This is a genomic window from Mycoavidus cysteinexigens, assembly GCF_003966915.1.
GTDB lineage: Bacteria > Pseudomonadota > Gammaproteobacteria > Burkholderiales > Burkholderiaceae > Mycoavidus > Mycoavidus cysteinexigens.
In genome coordinates this window covers 1,877,415-1,903,317 of the sequence record NZ_AP018150.1, presented here as the reverse complement: position 1 = coordinate 1,903,317, position 25,903 = coordinate 1,877,415, and the positions used below count along the sequence as shown (strand labels likewise).

Genomic DNA, 25,903 nt, shown 5'->3' with positions numbered 1-25,903 from the left:
TTCAGCGAAAGTTGGATTCTTAGCGGGTAGTGAGGTATTCAGAAAATCAACGAATTATTAGAGAGGAGCGCCCAGCATGTTGCCGATTAGTCCGAATCAGAGCACTCAACCTTCCTTAGCGTCATACATTCCGAAATTGGCTTCAGCTTTTTCTGATACGCAAGAGCGAGCCGATGATCTAAGTGAAAGTAATGTGCAAATCGGTAATGGTTTTTTAAATAATTTAACCATTGGAAATAATAATACAGCGAATAACCATATACATTTAGCGGCGGCAGATTCGAAGTTGATAGAAACCCTGATGTTGCAACATATTTTTGCCTTGCAACCTAATATTAAGCCGTTGGTCAACTTAGATTCGGCTATTGAGGCGTTGCAGAAAAGGTATTTAAAAGGGCTACAGGAAGACAACGAAGTTAAAGATGCGTTGTCGAACTACGTGGAGCCGGAAGGGATGGAGCTTTACGATTCAACTCGCTTTGATTTAAAAAGCAAGGTTCAAGATTTTTTGAACTCCGATAAAAAAGTCTTACTCCTACTAGGTGAAGCGGGTTCAGGCAAGTCGACTTTTAACCGAGATCTCGCGGTGAGCTTGTGGGAAGCCTATATCCAAGGCGGTAAGTCGGAAAATATGCCAATTCCGGTATTTATAGGATTATCGAGCTTGTTAGGGCCGGATCGGAATCTAGTGAGCGCCTTTTTCGAAAGGCATGGATTCTCGAAAGAGCGGATCAAAGAATTACAAAGTAAACATCGATTTGTATTAATTTTAGATGGATTTGACGAGATCGAGCATCGGCAGCAGGTATTTTATAAAGATAATGAGTTAAATGACTGGAAAGGCGCAAAAATCATAATCAGCAGTCGCCCGGAATATTTAGGACCAAACTATCAATATAAATTTCATCCACCAGGCGAGCGTACTGCGTTACAGGAGTATCGGTTAGCGCCGTTTTCGGAAGAAACGATAAAGCGGTATATTGATCGATATAGCGAAATACACCCTGATGCTTTGTGGAGCGCGGAGAAATACAAAAAAGAGTTGGAGGAGCCAAGCTTAAAAGAGCTGGTGAGTAATCCATTTTTGCTGAAAATAACCTTGAGCGTGTTGCCTGAATTGAGCCAAAGACTCCAAATAGAGAATCAGCGTATTACTCGAATTGCAATTTATGATCAGTTTGTGGAAAGCTGGTTTGGTCGTTCGCAACAGAGGCTAAACCAGATACTTGAGGTTGGCTCAAAAGAAAGAAAAGAATTCAAAGATTTAGAAAGAGAAGGCTTTGCTGGTTTCGGAGTGGATTTTAGCAAGGAACTGGCATTGGAAATGTATCAAGCAGGGGAAGTGATAACGCATTATCAGGCAGTAACCCATGCGAGATGGAAAAAAAATAATACCTCTACAGAGGCAGATTGGCACAAGCGCTTACTAAGCAATGAAGATACAACGACTGTGTTGATGCGCTTAAATGCACCCTTAATCTGCCAGGACAGGCCAAATAACTTAAGCAAGGAATATCGATTTATCCATAAATCGTTGCGGGATTATTTTGTGGCGCGTGGTATGTGGGAAGAGTTTAGTACAGATAAAAAGCTCGAGGCTTCCTCGTGGTTTAATAGTTTAAATATCGTGAAAGATCCTGCGGTATTGCAGTTTTTAGCAGAACGCATGCAACAAGAGCGGGAGCTAAAAGAGTATCTTTTAAGCGTGGTAGAGCAATCTAAAGGAGAGGACGGTGCTCAATTTGAGAGAGGTGCGGCGAATGCAATAACGGTGCTAGTCAGAGCAGGTGTGCAATTTAACGGAGAGGATTTAAAGGGTATCCGAATCCCTGGTGCAGATTTGAGTTATGGGGTATTTGATTCAGTGCAGTTGCAAAAGGCAGATTTAAGCGAGGTCAACTTGCGAGGTGCTTGGCTACGAAAAGCGAATTTTAATGGTACGGATCTAGCCGGAGTTCAATTTAATGAAAAACCTTCTTTGTATGTGTCAGGGATGGTTTATGACTGCTGTTATTCCTCGGACGGCCTTTGGTTTGCTGTGGTGGACAACGATGTTATTGATCTATATGACGCGGATACCTTGGAACAGGTAGATATTTATTCGGGGCATAAAGATAAGGTAACGAGTATTGCCTTCTCACCTAACAGTGATTGGATTGTGTCTGGTAGTTATGACAACACGGTAAAACTATGGAATGTATTAGGTGAGCAGAGCCTCAAGCAAACTTATATTGGGCATCAGGATGCAGTATGGAGTGTTGCATTTTCACTTGACGGAAAATGGATTGCATCGGGCAGTGATGATAAAACATTAAATTTATGGGATGTATCGGACACACAGGCCCCTATACATACGTATCCTAAGCACAAAGATCGGGTTGGTGATATTGCATTTTCACCGAATGGTCAATGGATTGCATCTATTGATGATCATAAGATTAAATTATGGAATGTATCGAGTCCATGGACACTTGCCCATACTTATGTCGGAGATGAAAAATTGTTCCATGGTATCGCGTTTTCGCCAGATGGGCAGTGGCTTGCATCGAGTGATTTAAATGATGCGGTGAACTTATGGAATATAGTATCTGGCGAGCGAAACCCTGTACACAGATATTTTGAGCACGGGGATGGCATACAAAGCATCGCATTTTCTCATGACAGTCAACTTATCGCATCTGGTAGCGATGATTCAACCGTAAAGTTGTGGAGTGTTTTAGGTGAGCGGGCGCTTATACACACCTATGCAGGGCAGGAAAATAGCATCTTTAGAGTCACCTTTTCACCAGATCGCCAGTGGCTTGCATATGGTGGAGACGGTGGGAAAGTGATGTTTTTGAGAGTATTGGACACACCGAACATTATTCATGCCTATGATAGCCATGATAGTTCTGTGCAGAGTGTTGAATTTTCTCGAGACGGTCGGTGGTTTGCCTCGAGCAGCTGGGACAAGACAGTGAGGCTATGGGATCTGTCGACAGATGTTCCAACGTTGGCGCGTATTTATACTGAACAAGATTACATTAATAGCATCTCATTGGCACCTGATGGCCAATCGATTGTATCCGGTATTTGGGACGGAGCGGTAAAGCTGTGGAGCGTATCAGACACAACAGCGCCCACTCATGAATACGGCAGACGTGATGAACGGGTGACAAGTGTTTCGTTTTCTTTGGATGGAAAGTGGATTGCCTCTGGTAGTTATGATGCAACTGTGAAGTTATGGCATATGTCAGGAGAGCGTGGGCTTGAGCATACTTATAAAGGGCACGAAGACAACATATGGAGTGTCGCGTTTTCGCCCAATGGCTGTTGGCTGGCTTCCGGTAGTGGTGATAAAACAATAAGGTTATGGGATGTATCCGTTCCAAGTATGGACGCGCGTATTTATAGTGAGCATGAGGGCGCGGTGAAGAGCGTGGCATTTTCGCCTGATAGCCAATGGCTAGCATCTGGTAGTAGAGACAATACAGTGAGACTCTGGTCTGTGCGGAAAGGGGACTGTCAAGCAATATTGGAAAGCTTTGTTGGGAGTATATATGCAGTAGCATGGGGCCCGTCGCTGCCTGGAGGATGGATGCTTGCCACGGGAGGCGAAGATAAAGCGGTTCGCTTTTGGCGAGTTTGTGAAGACTCGGGTCAAATAGATCAAGTTAAATTAGAATGGACTTCGTTGCAAGACAGCTTGATGGCAACAGGTGCATTAATAGGAGAGGCGGTAAATTTAAGTGAGTCGAATAAGCTACTTTTGGGGCTTCAAGGAGCGGTATTGCCAAAGAGGAATGAGGTTAGCACAGTAGAGGAAAATCCTGATCAACCCGATATAGGCGTCGTTGCTAAATTGAAAAATTTAATTCAAAGTAAATTCAGCTCGAAAACCTATTATGGAGCATATCGTTTGGTTCTGCACATGTTAGAGCAAAAGATTAAATCTTTTCAGGCACAGGAACTAGAAGAAATTGAGGCAGAGGAATCTGACGAGGTATCTCTTAATGAGGAGGAGAATATTATAGAGCTAGCTTAGAATAAGGTTCGGAACTATAAATGCGAGAGGGGCTACGGCATAGCTTGTATATGCTGTAGTTTCCGATAGAAAGCTTTTAATCCAAGAGCTTGTTCCAGCCACTGCCAGCAGACGTTGGCGTTATAGGCATTGACTTCGGTCAGCTCAGAAAGCGTAATCCTGGAGGCGCTTCGGTCGAATTCGGGAAGCCAGATAAAAACAGCGAGGTCACTTTCAGAGTTTCTGATATTGCCCATGCTTCCATGATTTTGGGCAGATAGGTTTTATTCAGTGAAAGCTGAATTTCTATCAGATAGAAAATCATTCAGATGTAGGTTAAATACGAATTATTAAAAAGGAGTAGCCTGCATGTTGCCAATTAATTGTATTAGTTCCGACTTGATCGTACAGTAAGGCTATTGCCAAATGGTGGGGTTATCCGGTTTGATAGAGGTGCGAATCTTTATTAAACCAGCGCATAAGCGCGTAGGAATAACCCCATGTATAGTGTTCATCAAAATATCATTAAACACAAGGTCGGTCTGCTCAATTTGGCAACAGAACTTGGCAACGTGTCTCGCGCCTGTAAGGTGATGGGATTTTCGCGCGACACATTTTATCGCTATCAAACGGCGGTAGAAACCGGCGGAGTGGATGCGTTGATCGATGCCAATCGTAAAAGCCCAATCTTAGAAATCGTGTTGAAGAAACCACCGAAATAGCGGTAGCTGAATTTGCTCTGGAACAGCCTGCTTTTGGCCAAGTCCGCGTCTCCAACGAACTGCGTAAGTGGGGGTATTTTTGTTTCCCCATCGGGAGTGCGGTCAGTTTGGCTACGGCGCGATTTAGAGTCATTTAAAAAGCGCCTTTCAACGCTAGAGAAGCACGTTGCTGCAACGAGTGGGGTTCTAACTGAAGCACAAGTTGTTGCGCTCGAAAAAAAGCAGGGCGACGACGTAGTGCACGGCGAGATCGAAACATCTCACCCTGGTTATCTTGGCAGCCAGGATGCATTTTATGTTGGCACGATCAAGGGTATAGACCGAATCTACCAGCAAACCTTCGTGGATATCTACTCGAAGCGGGTTGCGGCTAAACTTTCCACAACCAAGTCCAAGGTTCGACATCCGAAGACGAATGGAATTTGCGAGCGATTTCATAAAACTATCCTGCAAGAGTTTTATCAGGTCACATTCCGCCGTAAAATCTATTCTTCAATCGAACAACTGCAAAATGATCTCGAGGATTGGCTGGCGTATTACAACAACGATCGTACACATCAAGGAAAAATGTGCTGCAGTCGAACACCGATTCAAACATTAATTGACGGAAAGGAGGCTTGGCGAGATAAAATCTCAATACTGAACAACTGAATTTGACCTGACAACTACTCTCGTCAAACCGGGTAACTGTCAGATCAGATCGCGACTAATACACATAAGCTGTTAAAGCAGCGTGGTGCCGTATTCTCGGTAAATAGATTATTAAATCTTCTCTATAAAAATATGAAAGCTTGATAGGTGTGGTCGAGGTTACTTTTAAAGTAAAAAGCGAGCCTGTCATTATTTTTGTGTGCGATGAAGCCTCACCAAGAAATTACAGTCTCATGCTAAAGAAACAGTAAATCGGTCGCCAAATAAGATGGCAAATTGAATTTTAGCTGCTCGCCATATAATCGGAGGCATTTTCCACTCCTTAGAGATATTGCGCAAGGCTAAATAAATTAATTTAATAGCGGCTTGGTCGTTAGGGAAATGGCCTCGATTTTTAATCACCTTACGCACGCGCATATGCAAACTTTCAATGGCATTCGTTGTATAGATGATTTTACGAACCTCCAGGGGGTAGGCAAAAAACGGAATAACTTCTTGCCAATGACGTTGCCAAATTGAAGCAATGGGCGGATATTTGAGGCCCCATGGGCCATTGGCAAAGGCTTCAAGCGCTTGAGCCGCTTCCTCTTCGGTCGTGGCTCGATAAATCGTTTTCAATTCTGCCGCCACCGCTTTGCGGTCTTTCCAGCTCACAAACTCTAAGCTATTCCGTATTAAATGGACAATACAGGTCTGAATTTGCGTTTGCGGGAAAGCGGCTGTGATCGCTTCTGGAAACCCTTTGAGCCCATCTATTACAGCAATCAAGATATCCGTCACGCCCCGATTTTTGAGCTCTGTCATCACCCTAAGCCAGAATTTTGCCCCTTCAGTCTGCTCTACCCAGATGCCTAAAATTTCTTTCAGGCCATCGGGTCTTACACCTAGCGCCAGGTAAACCGCTTTATTCTTTACGCTGCCTTCATCCCGTATCTTCACTCGCAGTGCATCAAAAAATACCAACGGATACACGGACTCCAACGGACGATTCTGCCATTCAGTCACCTCATCCATTACGCTTGAGGTCACCTTTGAGATTAGGTCTGGCGAGACTTCTAGACCATAAAGTTCCGTCAGATGCCCTTGGATCTCTCTTACCGGTAAACCCCTTGCGTACAGGGAAATCACCTTATCATCGAACCCAGGTAAGCGTCTTTGGTGCTTCGCTATCAATTGTGGATCAAAATTCCCCTCCCGATCTCGAGGTATATTCAACTCTATCTTATCCTGAGACGCTAATACTGTCTTCTTGCTACTCCCATTCTTATAGTTACTTTTTATTTCTCCCGCATTCCGCTCTTGAGCAAGATGATGGTCTAATTCCGCTTGCAGCATTCTCTCTGCTAATGCTTTTTTTAGCTGACCAAATAACCCGGCCTCTGTAAATAGCGATTGCGGATTCGACGGATCTACTCCTTCTAAGATTTTATCTAATAGTCCTTCGTCTAACTTTGTCATAGGATTCCTTTTTTATTACTTCTATTATCAGATGAATTCCTCTGCACACAAAGTTTCTGACACGCTCCGCGTGGATAGAAATCGTTATAGCGTTCCGGTTCGCTTTGCCGGACAAGCCGTGTCCGTACGTATGAGCGCCAACCTAATCCAGGTGGTGGCCCAGGCTCAGGTCGTTGCGACTCACCAGCGAGTCTTTGGGCGTGACCAACTCATCTGCGATCCTTGGCATTATCTGCCTGTGCTAGAGAAGAAACCCGGTGCCCTACGCAATCCAGTGGCGCACTGTTATTCCAGCTCATCGGACAGCTTTATGAGAAAACTTCTTTAATCATCCCACTAATCTCTCATTTAGCGAATGGGTACAAGTCTTCGGCGACGCAAAAATGACCACCGCTCTGTTAGACCGCATTACTCATCATTGCCACATCCTTGAAACTGGCAATCAATCTTACCGTTTCAAACATCGAAATATCCCTTCTCATTTAGTCCCTTAACTGGAAACTTTTCGGCGCTGTTTACTGGCAAATTTTGGACGCTGTTTGACAATTTAAGGCAGCATGTAGAAAAGGATGGATTCGTGTCTTGTTGAATGATTTCGCATGGCAGCCCATAAGAAAAAATAAAGAGATTTAATCTCCTGGCAGAGAAACCCTTTGATAAAAGAAGGTTGCCATGCGCCATATTTCTAAAAATCCATCACCAACTTACCCTCAACAATCTGTATCCAGCGCAGGAGAAACGCCTTCCCGCAGTGGGAATCTGCGTCGGGCAAGGAGTCCATCCCCGCTGGGTTCGTCCACTCTGGCAAAACGTAGACGTGGAGAGGCAGAAGAGGCACAAAAAAGCAATTCAGGCGGTTTTGATAGAGCACGGTTTGATGAAGGCGATGCAGGAATAGATAATCTTGTTACGCATAAAATTACAACGGATATGAATTTTCTAACGATAGACGATTCGAATAGTTGCTTTGCAGAGGCATTTGAAGCGACATATCCTTCTTATGAGGGGGATTGGAGATTAAGTAGCGATTTTTTCCCATTGGGAATTCTATGCGATTTGGAAAGCCAGGAAAGGTTAGAGGAGAGGGAAGAAAATCAAAGTGATAGTGCAGAGGATGCCTTAACGGATTTACCCATTGCTCATGCGGATGATTCCTTAGCAGATGAAGGTTGTGAAATGAGTTCGGAGGGAGAGCCAGAAGCGAATCATGCGAGGCCTTCCTCTGGGGTGTGGGAGAGTCTGCCTGGGCAGACGCGGATGAGGATTAATCACAAAGCCCTCCAGTCTTTTATCAAGACAGAGTCACCGGATTTGTCGATGAGAATATGCAAGCTGCGAGAAAAATATATAGAGAAATACGGAGAAGAATCGTGTCCTAATTCCCGTGTTTTTGCAAGCGGCTTACAAAAGTTGAAGGCTAAGCAGGTAGGGAAACATCCGAATCAGCCGAAGCTGCGGCGGAAGTATATAAATGCTGACCGCGGTGCCCTCCAGAATTTTATCAAGGCAGTGTCACCGGATTTGTCAATGAGCGCAGAGAAGCTGCGAGATGCATATATAAAGACCTACGGAAAAGAATTGTGTCCTGGCCTCGCTGGTTTTTCAAGAGTTTTAGGAACGTTGAGGGATGAGTGGACAAGGGAAAATCCGAATCAGCCGAAGCTGTGGCAGCAGCATATAAATGTCGACCACGATGCCATCCAGAATTTTATCAAGACAACGTCACCGGATTTGACGATGAGCTTAAAGCAGCTACACGATAAATATAAAAAGACCTACGGAGAAGAATCGTGTCCTAGTCAAGGTGTTTTTTATACAGATTTACAAAAATTGAGGGATAAGTGGGTAAAGGAAAATCCGGGTAAGCTGAAGCCGTGGGAGGTGCATACAAAAGTTCGGAATTTATCGAAGCAGTGTCACCAGATTTGAGTATGGGCGCATCGAAGCTACGAAATAAATATATTGACACCCACGGAGAAAAATCGTGTCCTAGCCCGAAGGTTTTTGACGGAGTTTTATGAAAATTGATAAATCATGTAGAGGAAAATCAGGGATACAAGTTAGCTCGTTCTTGAACTGCTCCCAAAGTTAGATACTGATCTAAATTTTTTTGAGATAGTTTAAGAGGAAATTAATTTCAAGGGCTACATGTTTTGTTGAGACTTCTGTTTTGGCTCGCTTTTCTCTATCTGAAACGCCCCAGACTTTTTTGTTGAATTGACCTCATCGTTGGATTGGGCAGGGCATAGGCTATCCAAAAAATACTTCTAAGCCCTGACTAAGCCCAACCGTTTTGTTCTTGTATTGATCGTTGCGATAAGTCCGCCCACGAAACAGACGAAATAACGCATCCCGAAGCAAAAGACCGGCGCAGGGCTTTTAGCGATGGGGCCAAACAAGGAATAGGAAGAGGGATAACGAAGCAAAAACCGGCGCAGAAGCGGAGGTTTTAAACGGGAAAGCCTTATAGAATCAGGGAATTGGCGGAAAGGGAGGGATTTGAACCCTCGATACTGGGGACCAGTATACCGGATTTCGTACAGGACGTACGTGGACGCTCCCAGTTTGTCAAGGTTTCAATTCATGAAGGCATGAAGGAAAAGATTGCACCCGTACATCCGGACTGTTAGCGTGAAATTGAATCACTGTCCTTAATGGGAATTGCTGGTCGGCACCTCAATCGAGTCCATGCACTTTGTGTGCTTCGAAATCCACGGGTTTTGCCAACCACGGTCTGACCTGTTTTGCCATCACTTCATGTTCGCTTGAGCAATCGGAGGAGTGTTTCTCGTTAAATTAGGGTTATCTGTTTAGCCTGCTTGAATTATGCAGCGGCTCTCAAGGAGGAGTAATTTACTTCATATTGCCGATCATGGGCTAACAATGCCCAAACAATGCGCGCATTTTTGTTGGCCAGTGCGACGGCGGCTACATTGTTGTTTCGTCGATTAACGACGCCGTTAATCCAAGGGTGCAACTGAGGTTTTTTTGACGCATAGTAAATCACAGAACGCGCGCCATGTATAAGTAGCGATCTGAGATACGAGTCGCCTCGCTTGCTGATCCCCAGCAGGTTCTGCTTACCGCCGCTGGAATGCTGTTTGGGTACGAGTCCTAGCCACGCCGCAACTTGCCGCCCACTCTTAAAGTTTTTAGCATCCCCTATTGAGGCAGCCAAAGCGCTAGCGGTAATCGGCCCAATCCCCGGAATTTGTGCAAGCTTACAACTGGCGGTATCGTTGCGATGCCAACTTTGAATCTGCCCTTCAAGTTCACTGACCTGGCGATCAAGTTCCTTGAGATGATCCAGCAGCCGTTGCACAAGCAGACGAAATGGGCCTGGCAATTCATGACTCGCATCTTCAATCAGCTCAGGTACCTGAGTCTTGATGTAGCCAATGCCTTGCGGGATAACCCTTCCGAATTCACCAAGCAGCCCGCGAATTTGATTGGCTTGGGCAGTACGTGCCTTCACAAAGCTTTGGCGCACTCGATGTAGCGACAGTACTGCTTGCTGCTCCAGATTTTTTATCGGTACAAATCGCATGTTGGGTCGACTCACGGCTTCGCAGATTGCCTCGGCGTCAGCCATATCATTCTTGTTGGTCAGGCCTCCATGCCAATCAGACAAGTGGGTAGGTTGGCGAAGAATTCAATCATCTGACCACGGCTTAACTTCTTCTTAAGTACTGTTTTGCCAGATTTGCCTACGGCGTGCAATTGGAACCATGTCTTTGCTAAATCGATGCCTACTGTTGAGATCTCCATGGCGAATGCTCCTGTCTATCAATGGGTGAGATTGAACTCCCATTTTGGCACAGCATGATGCCGTTTAAAGGGGGGAGCGTCCATCCCATTGAGTCCGGAGAAAAAGTAGATAAAAATCAATAAAAACAAATATATAGGCTATTTTTTTGCTTCGGAGCAATAGCCAAATTAAGGGTTTTTAGGTCTTATTAATACGAATTAAGCATAAGTTTTCCGAAGCAAATTTTGATAGACTTCAGGCGGATGAATTCTTTGATACGCGCTAACTGGCATGAGCAAAAAAAGCCTCGGCTTTAAGTATCGAAAGCAGGGAGGTTCATTAACAAAGGCACGCTTAAGAAGTACAAAATTTTGTAAGTGACAGGCTCAGTTATTGATGCTGTTCAAAGTGACCTAAAGAATTCTTTGCAGTGCCAACAATTTTTAAAGAAATAAGACAAAGTTAAGAAAGGGGGAAAAATATGCTATCAAAAATCGTGGTTGGACTCGGCATTCAATCTTCTCAACCCAAGCTTGCTGCTTTTGAGCAGGGTAAAGAGCATCTAGAAAAGGCGCGAATTCATTGTCAAAGACAGGCTTATAAATTAGCTACAGAAGAGTTTAATAAGGCTAAAGAGGCATTTAAAAAAGCGGTGTTTAACGCAGTTAATATAGAAAATAAACAGGAAAGCGAAGCCCTACTAGGGCAATCTTATTTAGAGCGCGGCGATACTTTACATAAGCTTAAAAAGTTTGATAAAGCGCGACTTAGCTATGAGAAAGCGCGCCCGTATCTACCGAAAGAGACCGTTGAGGAAAAATTGAGGCTTTTACTGAGCGTTGAGCCACAATCTCCATCCAAAGCCCAAGCTCAACACCTGAGTCAATTAACGCACCAATTTGCCCTATCTGCGTTGAGCGCAGCCAACCCATTGATTGCGGCGGTCGCTTCTCTTTGCTTTAAGCAGGACCCTAGCCCAGCAGTATATGGATTTGATCGCAACGCGGAGATAGATGATCTACACAATACTCGCCATCTGGCATATTGCTTGCAGGAAGATGGATTGTCTGAGGAGCGTAGAAAAGCATTAAAGAAAACCGCTGTTGCTGTGCTTGAAGCGTTCTCGCAGAAAGGGTTCAAAACGTTAGAGCTGATTCAAGAAATTGTCCCGCTAGCGATGGTAGGGGATTTAGCCCTCCATCGAGGGCTGATTAGCCTGGCCGTTGATGAGCTGGCTTCACATCGCGTCCTTGTCAATAGAGACTTAGCGCGAGGGTTAGCGGCCATGATCCGGCTTAGTCCCTCTAGCGGTTTGAACTCAGGAGATTTAACGCGCATCCTGAATGTTTTCAAGATAAGGCTGGAAACTGCGCACCGAGAAAGAAACGACGAAGAACTACAAAGCTTGCTCCAGGCTGTGACGCAGCTATTAGATGGCATGGTGCAAAGGGGTGTAAGAGGAATCGACCGAATTCGTTTACAAGAGCCGCTAAACGTTATTTTAAAAGAATTAAGTGAATCTCCAGGGATACTGGGATGGCAAGCGGGCTATGCACGCCAGGCTTTGGCACATATATCTAATAATGAAAGCAAGCTGCATGAGATATGGCGTCACACGTTTAATACATTAGGGGTTCTGACGTATTTCAGTGGCGGCGTGATTAAGGCGGGCAATGGGGATATAGAACCTGATAAATTTTATGATGCTTTAGCCAAATTTTTTGAAGTTAAAGGAAGTATAGAGCAGGGTCAAATGAGGCGTGCCAACTGGTATTTAGCGCTCAGAGTGTCAGATTACTTGCTTGAAACGAATCAATTGATGAGGTTCGAGGCCTTCGTAAAGAATAATCAATGCGGTGCAGACCCTAATTTTTTACAAGGCATCTGTCATCGCCTAGAGCAAATTGCGTGTACTCACCCTGATGAACACATTCGCCAAGGTGCCGTGGGGTTCTTAAGCAAACTATCGCAGTCTAATGGTCAGGAGCGATTGTCAGAGGTTGCACAAAGTGCGAAGCATGCATTAGACCGGATTGAACGAGGCCATCATGCCGAAGTTCTTCCGGTCTGGGACCTAAGCGGGTCTCAGCCAGGCGAAAGTATTTTATTAAAAGAAGAGCTGCTTAAATTAAAAGAAGCGCGCTTAAAAGAAGCGCAGCGTACGCAGCTACAACCCGATCGTGAGCCGTTAGCCATTTTAGGAGATGACATCCAAAAAATGCGGAATAACTATCTATTGGGTTTGCAAAAGGATGAAACGGTAAAAGATGCGCTGAACCTTTATGTTGCCCCCGAGGGTAAGGCTGTGGACAGTGGCGAATCGGGCGAACGTTTTGATTTAAGTAGTAAGCTGAATGCATTTTTAGAGTCGGATAAAAAAGTCTTTTTACTGTTGGGCGAGGCCGGTTCAGGGAAATCGACGTTTAATCGTTATTTAGCCCGCGATTTATGGGAGAAATATGAGCAAGCGGATAGTAAAGAAGATGAGCGTATACCAGTCTTTATCCCGCTAACGACACTAGAAGACCCGAATAAAAATCTTCTGACTGAATATTTTACTGAGGAAGGCTTTTCAAAAGAGCAGATCCAACAGTTACGTCAAAAGCGTCGTTTTATCTTTATTCTGGATGGCTACGATGAGATTAAGCATCGTCAACGAGCTTTTTATACGGATAACAAGCTCGATAAGTGGGGCGCTAAAGTTATAATCAGTAGCCGCCCAGAATATCTAGGGCGAAATTATGACAGCAAATTTTATCCGTCCGGCCAAGCCGGCGTATTTGAAAAATGCGAGTTAGCGCCCTTTTCTAAGGCTGCAATTAGAGGCTATGTAAAAAGCCATATCAGGCATGCTCAAGACCCCAAATGGAATGCGGAGCAGTATGAAAGCGCTTTATCGCATCCCGACTTACAAGCGCTGATAGGCAATCCATTTTTACTTAAGATTGTGCTAGATGTATTGCCTTCATTGGGTTCAAAAAAAGATTCTTCTAATCGGAATTCGTATACTCGAGGAGCGCTCTACGAGCAGTTTGCGAAGAACTGGTTTGAACGCTCGAAAAGCCGATTACAAGGTATTCGGTTGACAGAAAAAGAACAAGAAACATTTGACCGTTTAGCCGAAGGCGATTTTATTGAGGATGGCATTCATTTTAGCCAGGAATTTGCGCTTGCGCTGTATAAAAAACAAGTACTGGTAGCGACGTATTCGAAAGGAAAAGGTAGCGACGGACAAGATTGGAGTCATTTTTTAAGTAGTGACGATGAAAAGACGCGGCTATTACGGTTTAATGCGCCATTATCGAGGCAGGGGGATCAATACCGGTTTATCCATAAGTCCTTGCGAGATTATTTTGTAGCTCGGGTGCTATGGGAGGAGTTAGAAAATTCGGCTGGATTAGATACATGGAGGGTTTCTGAACCGTTAGACGGACTGAAAAATGTGCGACGGTTATGGGATGAGCTCAAGGATTCAGAGCAGGTTGATCGAGAGGGATTATTGAACCGATTCAATCTGGTGGAGGATGCGGCGATTCAGAGCTTTTTAGTGGAGCGGGTAGAGCAGGACAGGGCGCTGGTGCAACCGCTGCTGGCGTGGATCCAAGCATCAAAGCAGACAGACACCTTGAGTCAGGGCGCAGCGAATGCGATGACGATTTTGGTTAAAGCAGGGATCCAATTTAATGGGATGGATTTACAGGGTATCCGGGTCCCTAGAGCGAATTTGAGTTATGGCATATTTGATTCTGCGCAGTTGCAAAAGGCAGATTTAAGAGAGGTCAATTTTAGCAAGAGTTGGCTGCGCGAGGCGAATTTAAGCGGAGCGCAGATGGCAGAGGTGCAGTTTGGCGAATGTTCATATCTCCAGGAAGAGGGCCAAGTGTGGTCCTGCGCTTATTCACCAGATAAGAAAACCTATGCCGCAGGGCTTGATAACGGTAAGATCAGCGTGTATACGACCCCGAATTGGGAAAAAATCCATACCTTAAAAGGCCATACCGATACTGTTTGGAGCGTGGCATATTCGCGCGACGGCGATCAGATTGCGTCGGGTAGTTCGGACAAGACGGTAAGGCTGTGGGACGTGAAAAGCGGAACCGTTAGCCGCATCTTAGAAGGCCATAGCGCTGCTGTTTTTAGCGTGGTGTATTCGCCCAGCCGCGATCAGATTGCGTCGGGCAGTTTGGACAAGACGGTAAGGCTGTGGGACGTGAAAAGCGGAACCGTTAGCCGCATCTTAGAGGACCATACTGATGCTATTAGAAGCGTGGCGTATTCGCCCGATGGCTATCAGATTGTGTCGGGAAGTTGGGACAAGACGGTAAGGCTGTGGGACGCGAAAAACGGAACCGTTAACCGCATCTTAGAAGGCCATGCCGCTACTATTGTGAGCGTAGCGTATTCGCCCAACGGCGATCAGATTGCGTCGGGCAGCAAGGACAATACGGTAAGGCTGTGGGACGTGAAAAGCGGAGCCGCTGACCTCACCTTAAAAGGCCATGCTGATGCTGTTTTTAGCGTGGTGTATTCGCCCCGCGGCGATCAGGTTGTGTCGGGCAGTTTGGACAAAACGGTAAGGCTGTGGGACGCGCAAAGCGGAGCCGCTGGCCTTACCTTAGAAGGCCATACCGATGCTGTTGCGAGCGTGGTGTATTCGCACGACGGCGATCAGATTGCGTCGGGGAGTTGGGACAATACGGTAAGGCTGTGGGACGCGCAAAGCGGAGTCGCCGGCCTCACCTTAAAAGGCCATACCGATGTTGTTAGAAGTGTGGCGTATTCGCCCGACGGCGATCAGATTGTGTCGGGTAGTTGGGACAAGACGGTAAGGCTGTGGGACGCGAAAAGCGGAGCCGCCGGCTTCACCTTAAAAGGCCATGCCGCTACTATTGTGAGCGTAGCATATTCGCCCGACGGCGATCAGATTGCATCGGGCAGCAAGGACAATACGGTAAGGTTGTGGGACGCGAAAAGCGGAACCGTTCGCCGCATCTTAAAAGACCATACCGATGCTGTTTTGAGCGTGGCATATTCGCGCGACGGTGATCAGATTGCGTCGGGCAGTGTGGACAATACGGTAAGGCTGTGGGACGTGAAAAGCGGAACCGTTCGCCGCATCTTAAAAGGCCATACCGGTGCTGTTATAAGCTTGGCGTATTCGCCCGACGGCGATCAGATTGCGTCGGGGAGTTGGGACAAGACGGTAAGGCTGTGGAACGCGCAAAGTGGAGCCGCTGGCCTTACCTTAGAAGGCCATACCGCTCTTGTTTGGAGCGTGGTGTATTCGCCCCGCCGCGATCAGATTGCGTCGGGCAGTTCGGACAATACGGTAAGGTTGTGGGACGCGAAAAGCGGAACCGTTAGCCGCATCTTAAAAGGCCATACCGGTGCTGTTTGGAGCGCGGTGTATTCGCACGACGGCGATCAGATTGCGTCGGGCAGTTTGGACTGTACGGTAAGGCTGTGGGAGACCCAAACGGGTGAGTGCCAAATCCTCATTCAGGATAGCGGGTCGGTGGCGAGCCTTGCTTGGAAAAAGATCTCCGATGGCGATTATTTAGGGATAGGCAGTGTGGATAAATCAGTACGGCAATGGGAATTAAGAAAAGAGGATGGGAATTATAAGGCGCATTTTAACTGGAGTACGTGTCATAATTTTTTGACAGTAAGAGGAGCGTTAATAGGAGGAGTAGAGGGCTTAAGCGAAGTGAATCAAAAGCTGTTAACCCAGAGAGGAGCCGCGTTGGCGTAGGGTGTATGGGCGCGTAAGCGCTTGTTTGTAATGAGTGGAGCTATCTCTTTACAGAGTTTTAATATCCCTGTATGAGGAGTTTTGAGGCTCGTTGGTAGAGTTTGAATCGCCGATAGAAAAATAGGTCGGAGCGGGTTCTCGCTGCTATAGGCATTATACAGTATGGTATTTGCATCTTTACGGTATGTGTAAAGCGGTAGATTTCGATTAATCGTGAGAGGAGCTATGGCATGCTTGTGTATGCTGTAGCTGCTTATAAAACGCTTTTAATCCAAGTGCTTGTTCACGCCATTGGTAGCAGACGTTAGCGTTAAATGCATTGGCTTCGGCAATCTCAGCAATTGAAACGTAGGCGGGTTCTCGGTCAAACTCGGTGGCAACTGTGTGTCCAGCGAAGGCTGGCATGTTCAGCAGGAGTTAGTCCTGCCGGGGTAAAAGTCAGAAGCCTCGTAGCTTGGATAGCAGGGTGGCGGGAAACCAAAATTCTGAAGCCTATCGACAATCGCTCTGTAAGAGAGCGCGCGAGTCATCGGGCCGTAATGAAAGTGAACGCAAAAGTGGCCTCGAAAATGATGTTGCCCCCTTCTCACGGACAGTAAAGGGTTTCCATAAATCAATTGGAAACAGAGATGAAATTGTTTTGTAAGTCGGCATGAATACTAGGTAAAACAGAATCCATTGTGCCCAGTATCAGACCCTCTGACTCGTATAGAGAGTCATCAGGCTGAATGTCGTTTTTTTGCAAATGTTTCCTTTCAAAATGAATCGGTGAAACGTAATCAAGAGAGGAATGCCTACGTTTAGGGTTATACCAAGCCTCAATCCACGTAAATACAGCTAAGCGAGCGTCAGACTTACTTTTAAAGCTACGCCGATCCAGCAATTCGCACTCAAGACTGGCAAAGAAGCTCTCTGCCATCGCATTGTTGTAGGCATCACCAACGCTGCCCATAGACAGTTTCACGCCCGCTGCCTTGCAGCGATTGCTAAAGGCAAAACTGGTGTATTGACAGCCCTGGTCGCTATGATGAATCACATTCTCAGGCTGACGTTGTTCAAGTGCCATATTCAAAGCGTCGAGCATCAGCTCTGTAACGAGAGACTCGCCAATGGCCCAGCCCACGACACGTCGACTCCACACATCCAAGACAATGGCCAGATAGATAAAGCCAGCTCCAGTCGGCACAAACGTAGCATCCGCCACCCATAGCTGATTCGGCTCATCAGCAACAAATTGACGCTTCACCAGATCAGGTGCGGGCGGCTGCCGTAAGTCACGCCGAGTGGTCACTTGATAGCGACGACGGCACACGCCACGTAGGCCCTGAAGGCGCATCAGCCTTGCTACTCGGCGACGGCTAACGGCCCAGCCTTGCTCCATCAGCTCAGCTCGAATACGGGGCATTCCATACGTCGCATCTGACTCAGCATGAATGATGCGAATCTCTTCTATCAGCTGCGTATTTTCTTGTTGACGAGCACTCGGTTTACGCTGACTCCAAGCGTAATACGCACTACGCGAAACTTTTAATACTCGGCACAGCACCTGCACGGGGAATTCGGCCTGATTCGCCATCATGAGCTCGAAGAGGGGGTAGATATCTTCTCGCCTTTTGCGGCAAACCAGGCCGTAGCCTTTGCCAAGATATCGCGCTCCATTTGAAGCTGTCGTACTTGACGCCGTAAGCGACTGAGCTCTTCTCCCTCTGCCGTAGTTAGGCCCACCTTGATCGATGATTTAGGGGCTTGAGCTATTGAGGCTTGGGCGACCCAACTCAAGATTGTTTTAGTGCAGCATCCGAACTCTTTAGATAGCTCTTTAGCGCTCTTACCTGCTTGCACAAGCTCTACGATTTGTTGACGAAAGGCCGATGGATATGGCGCTTTGCTTTTACGCATTACAGACTCCTTTTTGATAGTTTAAGGGTGTCCGTGAAAAGTGGTCAACATCAAGGTGACGCAAGCAGATGAGCGTACTGTCAAGGCGCTGTCTGCGCACGAATCGGTTCTGGCGTGGAATGAGATTGCCGATGCATTGGCCCCTAATGGTATTCCAGGAGAAATGCTTGCCGAAGCTTTGACGCCGCTCAATGAGCGTTTGGAAGACTCGGCTGCGATCACAGAATGGGCGCAGGTTGTGGTGACAAAGGATATGCAGGTGCAAGCGGGTGGCCGTTCATATGCGCTGTTATCGGAATCGGAGAAGTGGCGAGTGGATGCGATGTTGGCGGAAGCAATCTCTTATCTGTCCAAAATCAAACTGCTGGTGCTGGATCGGTTTGATGTACTGGATTTGAAAGGCCGAGAAGGGTTATTGGCGTGGCTGGATATTCTGGCCCAAGGCGGAGAGATCGATACCGCGCTGATTTTTGGCACGCTTAAAGCACTGCCTCAAAGTTTTTCCCAAAACATAGAGACGCACTGGCTGGAAAACGGGGTGATTGTCCAACTCAAAGAAGCGGCTTGAATCCAGCCCACACAGATAAGGAAAGTTATGTATCAGTTAAATATAGAAGCCGCGCGGCTAGCGGAACAGCGCAGCAGCCGTATCACAGCGCCAGGGGCATATGAGGGTCAGTTTATGCAGGCGGTAGAGGTGACGAGTCCGCATAAAACTCGTGGTATCGAGTTGGTGTTTGAAACGGAGAACAAGGCGAGGGCATATTTTACGTTGTGGACGTTGGATATAGATAAAAAAGAGCTGTATGGCTATCGGTATCTGAATGCGCTGATGGTGTGTTTGGGGCTTGAAAAGTTGGAATCGGAGCCAGGGGCGATCAGGAAGTGGGAGGAGAATGAGATGGTGAATAAGCGCGTCCAGGTTTTTAAAGCGTTATTGGATAAAGAAATTGGGGTGCTGTTAGACACCGAAGAATATGAAAAGCGGGATGGCGGAATTGGAATCAGGGTAGCGCCGGTGGGATTTTTCTGCACCAGCACGAAGCGAATGGCCTCAGAGATCTTGGACCAAACAAGAGAAGCGGAGCAACTGAAGGAATTATCGAAAATGCTCAAGCATCGCCCGCTTAAAAAAAGCAACATTCCATTCAGTCGTGAGTCATGTGCGACGGCCCCGAGTCCGTTGAGCGATATAGACGACGATATTTCATTTTAAAGCTGTCACACAGGCTCGATGAGCACTTGGAGGCTGAATCATGCAACCCTTATTTCATTATGCCAAACGATTAAGAAACTGGCTCAGTTCAAGGCCCACTCGAATTGGGATGGTTCCGTTACCGGTGTTTGGACTGATGTGGTTATGTTTACTGAGCTTTATCGCGCTGGGTGAGATGCCAGGAGAACTCTCGGTGATGTTGGCGGTGGTGGCGGTATTGGGATTTAGCTGCGCCGAGATCGGTAAACAAATACCGGTTCTGCGGTACTTGGGCGGCCCCGTGATGGTGACCGTGCTCTTACCGTCGTACTGCGTATATAGCGAGCTCATGCCGATGGAGCTGGAAAGCTCGATACGGGAATTTTGGGAGAACACGAATATCCTGTATCTGTTTACGGCTGCGGTGGTGGTGGGCGGTATTTTGAGTATGGAACGGAGTCTTTTGATTAAAGGTTTTGTGAAACTCTTTGTGCCGCTTGCTGCGGGTTCTGTAGCCGCGGCAATCGTCGGCACCCTGACGGGGATGGCGTTGGGACTAAGCGCACACCACACCTTCTTCTTTATCGTGATTCCGATCATGGCGGGTGGCCTGGGTGAGGGGGCGATTCCGCTGACTCTGGGCTATGCGGCGATTTTACACACGTCCCAGCCAGAATTATTTGCACAGGTGATGCCGCCAATCGTGCTGGGGAATCTGACGGCGGTGGCATGTGCTGGGATGCTGCATCGACTTGGGCAGCTTAACTCGGACCTGAGCCAACTAGGTCAAAAGCTGTCCGCAGGGCATTTAAAAAGCCGGCCCACCGATTCAACACCCGCCGCTTTGATGGAGTCGTTGGCCTCGGTGGGGATGGTGGCTTTGAGCCTCTATATGGTGGGGGTTTTGGTACATCAATTGACCGGTTGGCCCGCGCCGTTGGTGATGCTGGGCTTGGCGGTCCTGATCAAACTCACGGTGACGCTTTCATCCGGACTGGAAGAAGGGGCGTATCTGATGCACCACTTTTTTACCAAAGCGGCGGCGTATCCGGTTCTGTTTGTGCTCGGACTGACCTTAACGCCTTGGCAGGTCTTACTTTCGGTTTTAACGCCGGTTTATTTAATCACGATTGTGGTGACGGTGCTGACGTTGGCGCTGGTGGGTCTGATTGTAGGTCGTTGGGCGGGATTAAACCCGATAGAAAGCGCCCTTATCAATGTTTGCCATAGCGGGATGGGTAGCGTGGGGGACATGGCGATTTTGACCTCAGCGCATCGGATGCACCTGATGCCGTTTGCGCAGTTGGCGACGCGTATGGGGGGAGCGCTCACGATAGTGATTGCGCTGATGATGTTTAGCGTTTACCAAAATTAATTTAAAGAAAAGTCATGATGAAGAGCCAAGAAAGTGCAAAGCGTTATAGATATGCGGTGCTGAACTATGGCGAACGATTTGAAGATGGATATGGTTTTGAATCGAAGCTAGATGAAGATGAGGTTGAAGATTTAGTGCGAGCAGCAGCGGAGCATATTGATTCGGAGAGTTTTTGGTGGGCGGATAGTGGAAAGGGTGAAATGGTTATTGAAGTGTTTAAAGAGGATGGTTTAAGTCTAGGTGTTTTTGGAGTTTATAAAAAACGGATAACCCGTTTTAGTATTTATCCAAAAAATAAAAGCCTAGATTCAACGACCCAGGGCCAACGGTAAGCAGTAAAACCCCATGAATGAATGGAGAAAAGAGATGAAGACGTATAAATACATTGTGGATGAACGTTGGGGATTTGAAGATGCGGATTGTTTAGAGTCAACTTGGGGTGAAGAGGATGCCGAGTATGTAGCCAGAGAGGTGGCAGGGAATTATTACTCAGAAAGTGAGGGAACTTGGGAATGGAATGAATCTATTTCAATTCAAATCTTCAAAGAGGATGGGACAAGCCTCGGAGTATTTGAGGTGGGATACGATTTGGAACCTCAATTTTGGGTTTTTGAAGAAAAGCCGGCTCAACGCTCCAGCCTATGCTGAGGAGTGGAAATGAGTGAAGTTTTTTTGACCGAAGCGCAAGTGGATGAGCTGACAGGGATCAGGCGGGGCAAGACGCTGGAAGCGGGAACCGCATATGCCCGCAAGGCGAGTAAATACGAAAGGCAGGAAGCCTATTTAAAAGAGCAGGAGATCGTATTTTTTATGAACCAGCGAGGTCGGCCGATTGTGACGCGTGCCGCGGTAGAGGGTCGGTCAGAAGAAGTGAAAGCGAAAAGTTGGCAACCAAAGTTAGCGGGTCAGGTAAAAGATGAGCCAAACCGAGTCTAATTTACCGCCGCGGATGCGGGCGAGGGTACAGCGTAGTGGCCAAACCTATTATTACTACGACACGGGCCATTCCTCGAGACAGGAGATCGCGCTGGGTGCAGATTATCTAGAAGCGCTGCAAAAGTGGAGTGAGCTGGATAGTCAAAACCAGTCGGAGGATCGAGTCATGGTGACGTTTCGCCATGCGGCACAACGGTATAGACAGGACGTAATCCCAACGAAGGCCCCTCGCACGCAGAAAGATAATTTGGCGGAGTTGGTTAAATTGCTGGAATTTTTTGATAATCCGCCCGCGTTAATAGATGAGATCAGGCCGATCCATATTCGTCAGTTTTTAGATTGGCGCGTGAAAGAAACCGTGAGAAAGCTGAAAGAGGCTGGCAAGGCAGTGAAGGGCACGGAAGGTCAGATCCGAGCGAATCGAGAGAAGTCATTGTTCTCGCATATCTGGAACAAAGCCAGAGAATGGGGGTATACGGATCAGCCGAATCCTTGTTTAGGGATCAAGGGTTACCGAGAAGAGGGGCGTAGTGTCTACATCGAAGACAGTGAATATGGCGCGATTTATACGAAAGCGCGGCAACCGTTACGGGATGCGATGGATTTAGCGTATCTGACGGGTCAGCGCCCCTCGGATATTCTAAAGATGACAGAGCAGGATATCAAAGAAGGCTGTCTACTGGTGCAGCAAAACAAGACGAAGACGAAACTGAGAATAGCGATCACCGGTCATTTAGAAAAGACGCTGGAGCGCATATTAAAGAGAAAGGCTGGGCATAACACTGGCTATTCTGATCTCGTGGTGAATGAGTTAGGAGAGCGCATTGCGTTAAAAACGTTGCAAGCGATGTTTGCGCAAGCGCGGGCAAAGGCAGGCTTATGCAAAGCAGAGTATCAGTTCCGAGATTTAAGAGCGAAAGCGGGCACGGATAAGGCGGAGCTATCGGGGGATATTCGTCGAGCGCAAAAGCAGTTGGGGCATACGAGTATCAAGATGACGGAGCACTATGTTCGTAATCGCCGAGGCGAGAAAGTGGAGCCGACGAAATAATAGAAACCGATGAGTTTAATTTATTTCTGTAAAATCTGGCGGCTCACATGGGTGAGTGATAATAAGCTCTGGACCAGGGCCTATCAAGATTGATTAAATGAATTTACTTTAAAGAACAAGATTTATGTTGAACTCTATTTCAAGCTCTACCAGCCTGCATTATCCTGCAACACAAAAATCTACAGAATCTCGTTTTCTCTCGCTTCCTGTGGAAATCCGAGAAGAAATAGAAAAGCTACTGGATTTTTCGTGTCGCCAGGCTTTGTTTAAAGCACTGACTACGGTAACTCGCAATGGCGAACCTATAGAAGCACCTGCTCTGAAATTACACTTAATCAAAGATAGGATTCAATCTCAATATCAAGGGGCTTTAATGAGCTCGGATGTAGAGTTAAAGAAGTTTGCATTAAGTCAATTGCAAAAATTATCGGACGCAGGGCAACTCGATCAGGTTGTGGAGAAATTAGCCCTTTTTGAGTTGGTATGCCTTGTTAATGATCCGGGGGTTTTTAAATTCTTACAAGAAAGAGTACAACAAGATGCACAGCTAAAAGAGAAATTATTGAATTGGGTGGAAAGGTCGAAAACAGAAGAAGTGCAGCCTATAGCAGCTAACGCGTTGACATTATTAGTGAAAGCTGGCGTGCAATTCAATCATAAGGACCTCAAAAGGATACGCGTGCCTGGTGCAGATTTAAGTTACGGCGTATTCGATTCAGCACAGTTGCAAGGAGCGGATTTGACCGGAGTCAAATTTCGGGCGAGTTGGCTGCGCCAGGCGAATTTAAGCGGTGCGCAGATGGGTGGTGTGAATTTTGGTGAATGGTCTTATCTCCAGGAAGAGAGTTATGTAAAATCGTGCGCGTATTCCCCGGATGGGAAAGCGTTTGCGGTGAGCCTAGAAAACGGTAGGATCAGCGTCTATGAAACCTCGAGCTGGGAGAAAATCCGCACCTTACAAGGGCATGTCTCCAATGTTATGAGCGTGGCGTATTCACCGAATGGTCAGCAGATCGCCTCGGGGGGTTATGACCAAACGGTTCGTCTGTGGGACGCACACAGCGGGGAGGCCGTTCACACCTTACAAGGGCATACCTCCTCTGTTACTAGCGTAGTGTATTCGCCGAGCGGTCATCAGATCGCCTCAGGAAGTTGGGACAATACGGTTCGTCTATGGGACGCGCACAGCGGAGAGGCCGGCCATATCTTACAAGGGCATACTAGTAGAGTTACTAGCGTGGTGTATTCGCCGAGCGGTCAGCAAATTGCCTCGGGTGGTGACAGTACGGTTCGTCTGTGGGATGCACACAGCGGGGAGGCCGTTCACACCTTACAAGGGCACACCTACGGGGTTTTTAGCGTGGCGTATTCGCCGAGCGGTCATCAGATCGCCTCGGGCAGTGCTGACAAGACGGTTCGTCTGTGGGACGCGCACAGTGGGGAGTCTGTCCACACCTTACAAGGGCATACCGATGCTGTTATGAACGTAGTGTATTCGCCGAGCGGTCATCAGATCGCCTCGGGGGGGTATGACAATACGATTCGTCTGTGGGACGCACTCAGCGGGGAGGCCGTTCACATCTTACAAGGGCATACCGCGTATGTTTTGAGCGTAGTGTATTCGCCGAGCGGTCATCAGATCGCCTCGGGGGGGTGGGACAAGACGGTTCGTCTGTGGGACGCGCACAGCGGGGAGACCGCCCGCACCTTACAGGTGCATACCGGCTCTGTTAGGAGCGCGGCGTATTCGCTCAGCGGTCAACAGATCGCCTCGGGCAGTGATGACAAGACGGTTCGTCTGTGGGACGCGCACAGTGGAGAGGCCGGCCACACCTTACAAGGGCATACCAACTCTGTTAGCAGCGTGGTGTATTCGCTCAGCGGTCAACAGATCGCCTCGGGCAGTTGGGACAATACGGTTCGTCTGTGGGACGCGCACAGTGGGGAAGCTGGCCTCACCTTACAAGGGCATACCGACAGGGTTACTAGCGTAGTGTATTCGCCGAGCGGTCATCAGATCGCCTCGGGAAGTTGGGACAATACGGTTCGTCTGTGGGACGCATACAGCGGGGAGGCAGTCCACATCTTACAAGGGCATACCGACAGGTTTACTAGCGTAGTGTATTCGCCGAGCGGTCATCAGATCGCCTCGGGTAGTGGCAGTACGGTTCGTCTGTGGGACGCGCACAGCGGGGAGGCCGTCCATACCTTACAAGGGCATACCGGCTTTGTTAATAGCGTGGTGTATTCGCCGAGCGGTCATCAGATCGCCTCGGGTAGTGGCAGTACGGTTCGTCTGTGGGACGCGCACAGCGGGGAGGCCGTCCATACCTTACAAGGGCATACCGGCTCTGTTAATAGCGTGGTGTATTCGCCGAGTGGTCATCAGATCGCCTCGGGCAGTTCTGACAAGACTGTTCGTTTGTGGGACATCGTTTCGGGTGAGTGTCTCAAAGTGATTCAAGTGTTTATGGGCGCGGTCTTTAGTGTGGCCTGGAAAACGACGGACAACACGCAGTATTTAGTGAGTGGCAGTGCAGATAAGTCGGTGCGTCAGTGGGAGGTCGAAAAAGACGCAGAAGGCTATAAGGTGAAACTAATTTGGAGCTCCAAGCATGAGGTACTAAGCTTGACAGATACGTTAATAGATGACATACAAGAGTTAAGCGAGGTTAATGAGCGCTTACTCAAGCAGAGGGGCACACTAGAAAGAAAAATAGCGTGAGTGCTTGAGATGCTTAGCTGATTGTATTTGAGTACTTTGTAACTGCGGATAGGGTGCCCTGAATCTGAGCGCTTGCTCGCGCCATTGTAATGCACTCACTTTGGCAAACTCAGCAATCGAAATTCCGGTGGGTTTTCTTTCAGACTTAGTTCTAGGCCCACCGGTAAAAGCGGTATATATAAATTACAGAAACCGACAGATTTGGCAGTTACCCCCAATCTAAAGCATCTAGAAATCTTTCTGGTCAAAATGTGCTCCGCTGTTCCGTTCAATAGGGCGCAAGGCGGCAACAAAATTCATTCCTCACCCCGACGCAACTCAAACGTTTTCCTCTTGCATTGATCGTTGCAAAACGCTAGCCGACAAAACGGCTTAAATAATCGATTTC

At 47.4% G+C, this 25,903-nt stretch carries 14 protein-coding genes and 4 pseudogenes; 13 read left to right on the top strand and 5 right to left on the bottom strand.

The window, feature by feature from the left end:
* The first annotated feature begins 76 nt into the window (after nt 1–76).
* Complete coding sequence (locus MCB1EB_RS08165) at nt 77–4,024, top strand: NACHT domain-containing protein (protein WP_052394085.1); 3,948 nt, start codon at nt 77–79, stop codon at nt 4,022–4,024.
* Nucleotides 4,025–4,056: 32 nt separating this feature from the next.
* Here the strand turns inward: MCB1EB_RS08165 and MCB1EB_RS08160 are convergent, their stop codons facing one another.
* The gene (locus tag MCB1EB_RS08160) at nt 4,057–4,260 is read right to left on the bottom strand and encodes a hypothetical protein (RefSeq protein ID WP_045365291.1); all 204 of its coding nucleotides are present in this window, start codon (nt 4,258–4,260) and stop codon (nt 4,057–4,059) included.
* A gap of 243 nt (nt 4,261–4,503) precedes the next feature.
* On the opposite strand from MCB1EB_RS08160, the pseudogene MCB1EB_RS08155 reads away from it, so the two are divergent.
* Nucleotides 4,504–5,376, top strand: a pseudogene (locus MCB1EB_RS08155) (helix-turn-helix domain-containing protein).
* A gap of 231 nt (nt 5,377–5,607) precedes the next feature.
* Here the strand turns inward: MCB1EB_RS08155 and MCB1EB_RS08150 are convergent.
* Nucleotides 5,608–6,834, bottom strand: coding sequence for an IS256 family transposase (locus MCB1EB_RS08150; RefSeq protein WP_034956854.1), 1,227 nt, complete (start codon nt 6,832–6,834; stop codon nt 5,608–5,610).
* A gap of 31 nt (nt 6,835–6,865) precedes the next feature.
* On the opposite strand from MCB1EB_RS08150, the gene MCB1EB_RS08145 reads away from it, so the two are divergent.
* The 3 genes and pseudogenes from MCB1EB_RS08145 to MCB1EB_RS08135 all read left to right on the top strand — a co-directional run bounded on the left by MCB1EB_RS08145 (nt 6,866) and on the right by MCB1EB_RS08135 (nt 8,763).
* Nucleotides 6,866–7,162 (top strand): Mu transposase domain-containing protein, encoded by a 297-nt coding sequence (locus tag MCB1EB_RS08145; protein ID WP_197722002.1) that lies wholly within the window; start codon nt 6,866–6,868, stop codon nt 7,160–7,162.
* Nucleotides 7,099–7,328, top strand: a pseudogene (locus MCB1EB_RS08140) (ATP-binding protein); the annotation flags it as partial. The gene MCB1EB_RS08145 and the pseudogene MCB1EB_RS08140, both read left to right, overlap by 64 nt.
* Nucleotides 7,329–7,506: 178 nt before the next feature.
* Nucleotides 7,507–8,763: a hypothetical protein gene (locus MCB1EB_RS08135; protein WP_126353989.1), complete on the top strand. Its 1,257-nt coding sequence runs from the start codon at nt 7,507–7,509 to the stop codon at nt 8,761–8,763.
* 895 nt (nt 8,764–9,658) lie between these two features.
* On the opposite strand, the pseudogene MCB1EB_RS08130 reads toward MCB1EB_RS08135, so the two are convergent.
* The 3 genes and pseudogenes from MCB1EB_RS08130 to MCB1EB_RS08115 form a co-directional block, all read right to left on the bottom strand.
* Nucleotides 9,659–10,602, bottom strand: a pseudogene (locus MCB1EB_RS08130) (IS110 family RNA-guided transposase).
* A 5,939-nt stretch (nt 10,603–16,541) separates the two neighbouring features.
* Nucleotides 16,542–16,739 (bottom strand): hypothetical protein, encoded by a 198-nt coding sequence (locus tag MCB1EB_RS08120; RefSeq protein ID WP_126353987.1) that lies wholly within the window; start codon nt 16,737–16,739, stop codon nt 16,542–16,544.
* A gap of 343 nt (nt 16,740–17,082) precedes the next feature.
* A pseudogene (locus MCB1EB_RS08115) lies at nt 17,083–18,233 on the bottom strand (IS3 family transposase); the annotation flags it as partial.
* 40 nt (nt 18,234–18,273) lie between these two features.
* On the opposite strand from MCB1EB_RS08115, the gene MCB1EB_RS08110 reads away from it, so the two are divergent.
* From MCB1EB_RS08110 to MCB1EB_RS08075, 8 genes are all read left to right on the top strand, one after another.
* Nucleotides 18,274–18,801, top strand: coding sequence for a hypothetical protein (locus MCB1EB_RS08110; protein ID WP_045366667.1), 528 nt, complete (start codon nt 18,274–18,276; stop codon nt 18,799–18,801).
* Nucleotides 18,802–18,828: 27 nt separating this feature from the next.
* Nucleotides 18,829–19,449, top strand: a complete 621-nt coding sequence (locus MCB1EB_RS08105) for a hypothetical protein (RefSeq protein ID WP_045366665.1) — start codon at nt 18,829–18,831, stop codon at nt 19,447–19,449.
* 40 nt (nt 19,450–19,489) lie between these two features.
* Entirely contained in the window at nt 19,490–20,803 is a 1,314-nt protein-coding gene (locus tag MCB1EB_RS08100; RefSeq protein ID WP_126353986.1) for a 2-hydroxycarboxylate transporter family protein, read from the top strand.
* A 14-nt stretch (nt 20,804–20,817) separates the two neighbouring features.
* A complete protein-coding gene (locus MCB1EB_RS08095) occupies nt 20,818–21,135 on the top strand; it encodes a hypothetical protein (RefSeq protein ID WP_126353985.1) in 318 nt (105 codons plus the stop codon).
* Nucleotides 21,136–21,148: 13 nt separating this feature from the next.
* Complete coding sequence (locus MCB1EB_RS08090) at nt 21,149–21,451, top strand: hypothetical protein (protein ID WP_045366593.1); 303 nt, start codon at nt 21,149–21,151, stop codon at nt 21,449–21,451.
* A 9-nt stretch (nt 21,452–21,460) separates the two neighbouring features.
* Complete coding sequence (locus MCB1EB_RS08085) at nt 21,461–21,739, top strand: DUF4224 domain-containing protein (RefSeq protein ID WP_045366596.1); 279 nt, start codon at nt 21,461–21,463, stop codon at nt 21,737–21,739.
* Nucleotides 21,720–22,790, top strand: coding sequence for a tyrosine-type recombinase/integrase (locus MCB1EB_RS08080; protein ID WP_045366599.1), 1,071 nt, complete (start codon nt 21,720–21,722; stop codon nt 22,788–22,790). The genes MCB1EB_RS08085 and MCB1EB_RS08080 overlap by 20 nt, the downstream gene beginning before the upstream one ends.
* A gap of 124 nt (nt 22,791–22,914) precedes the next feature.
* Nucleotides 22,915–25,515, top strand: coding sequence for a WD40 domain-containing protein (locus tag MCB1EB_RS08075; RefSeq protein WP_126353984.1), 2,601 nt, complete (start codon nt 22,915–22,917; stop codon nt 25,513–25,515).
* The last annotated feature ends 388 nt before the right edge of the window (nt 25,516–25,903 follow it).

Coding starts and splice junctions, on each gene's coding strand:
- MCB1EB_RS08165 (WP_052394085.1), top strand. CDS start 77: ATGTTGCCGATTAGTCCGAATCAGAGCACTCAACCTTCCTTAGCGTCA.
- MCB1EB_RS08160 (WP_045365291.1), bottom strand. CDS start 4,260: ATGGGCAATATCAGAAACTCTGAAAGTGACCTCGCTGTTTTTATCTGG.
- MCB1EB_RS08150 (WP_034956854.1), bottom strand. CDS start 6,834: ATGACAAAGTTAGACGAAGGACTATTAGATAAAATCTTAGAAGGAGTA.
- MCB1EB_RS08145 (WP_197722002.1), top strand. CDS start 6,866: ATGAATTCCTCTGCACACAAAGTTTCTGACACGCTCCGCGTGGATAGA.
- MCB1EB_RS08135 (WP_126353989.1), top strand. CDS start 7,507: ATGCGCCATATTTCTAAAAATCCATCACCAACTTACCCTCAACAATCT.
- MCB1EB_RS08120 (WP_126353987.1), bottom strand. CDS start 16,739: ATGCCAGCCTTCGCTGGACACACAGTTGCCACCGAGTTTGACCGAGAA.
- MCB1EB_RS08105 (WP_045366665.1), top strand. CDS start 18,829: ATGTATCAGTTAAATATAGAAGCCGCGCGGCTAGCGGAACAGCGCAGC.
- MCB1EB_RS08100 (WP_126353986.1), top strand. CDS start 19,490: ATGCAACCCTTATTTCATTATGCCAAACGATTAAGAAACTGGCTCAGT.
- MCB1EB_RS08095 (WP_126353985.1), top strand. CDS start 20,818: ATGATGAAGAGCCAAGAAAGTGCAAAGCGTTATAGATATGCGGTGCTG.
- MCB1EB_RS08090 (WP_045366593.1), top strand. CDS start 21,149: ATGAATGAATGGAGAAAAGAGATGAAGACGTATAAATACATTGTGGAT.
- MCB1EB_RS08085 (WP_045366596.1), top strand. CDS start 21,461: ATGAGTGAAGTTTTTTTGACCGAAGCGCAAGTGGATGAGCTGACAGGG.
- MCB1EB_RS08080 (WP_045366599.1), top strand. CDS start 21,720: ATGAGCCAAACCGAGTCTAATTTACCGCCGCGGATGCGGGCGAGGGTA.
- MCB1EB_RS08075 (WP_126353984.1), top strand. CDS start 22,915: ATGTTGAACTCTATTTCAAGCTCTACCAGCCTGCATTATCCTGCAACA.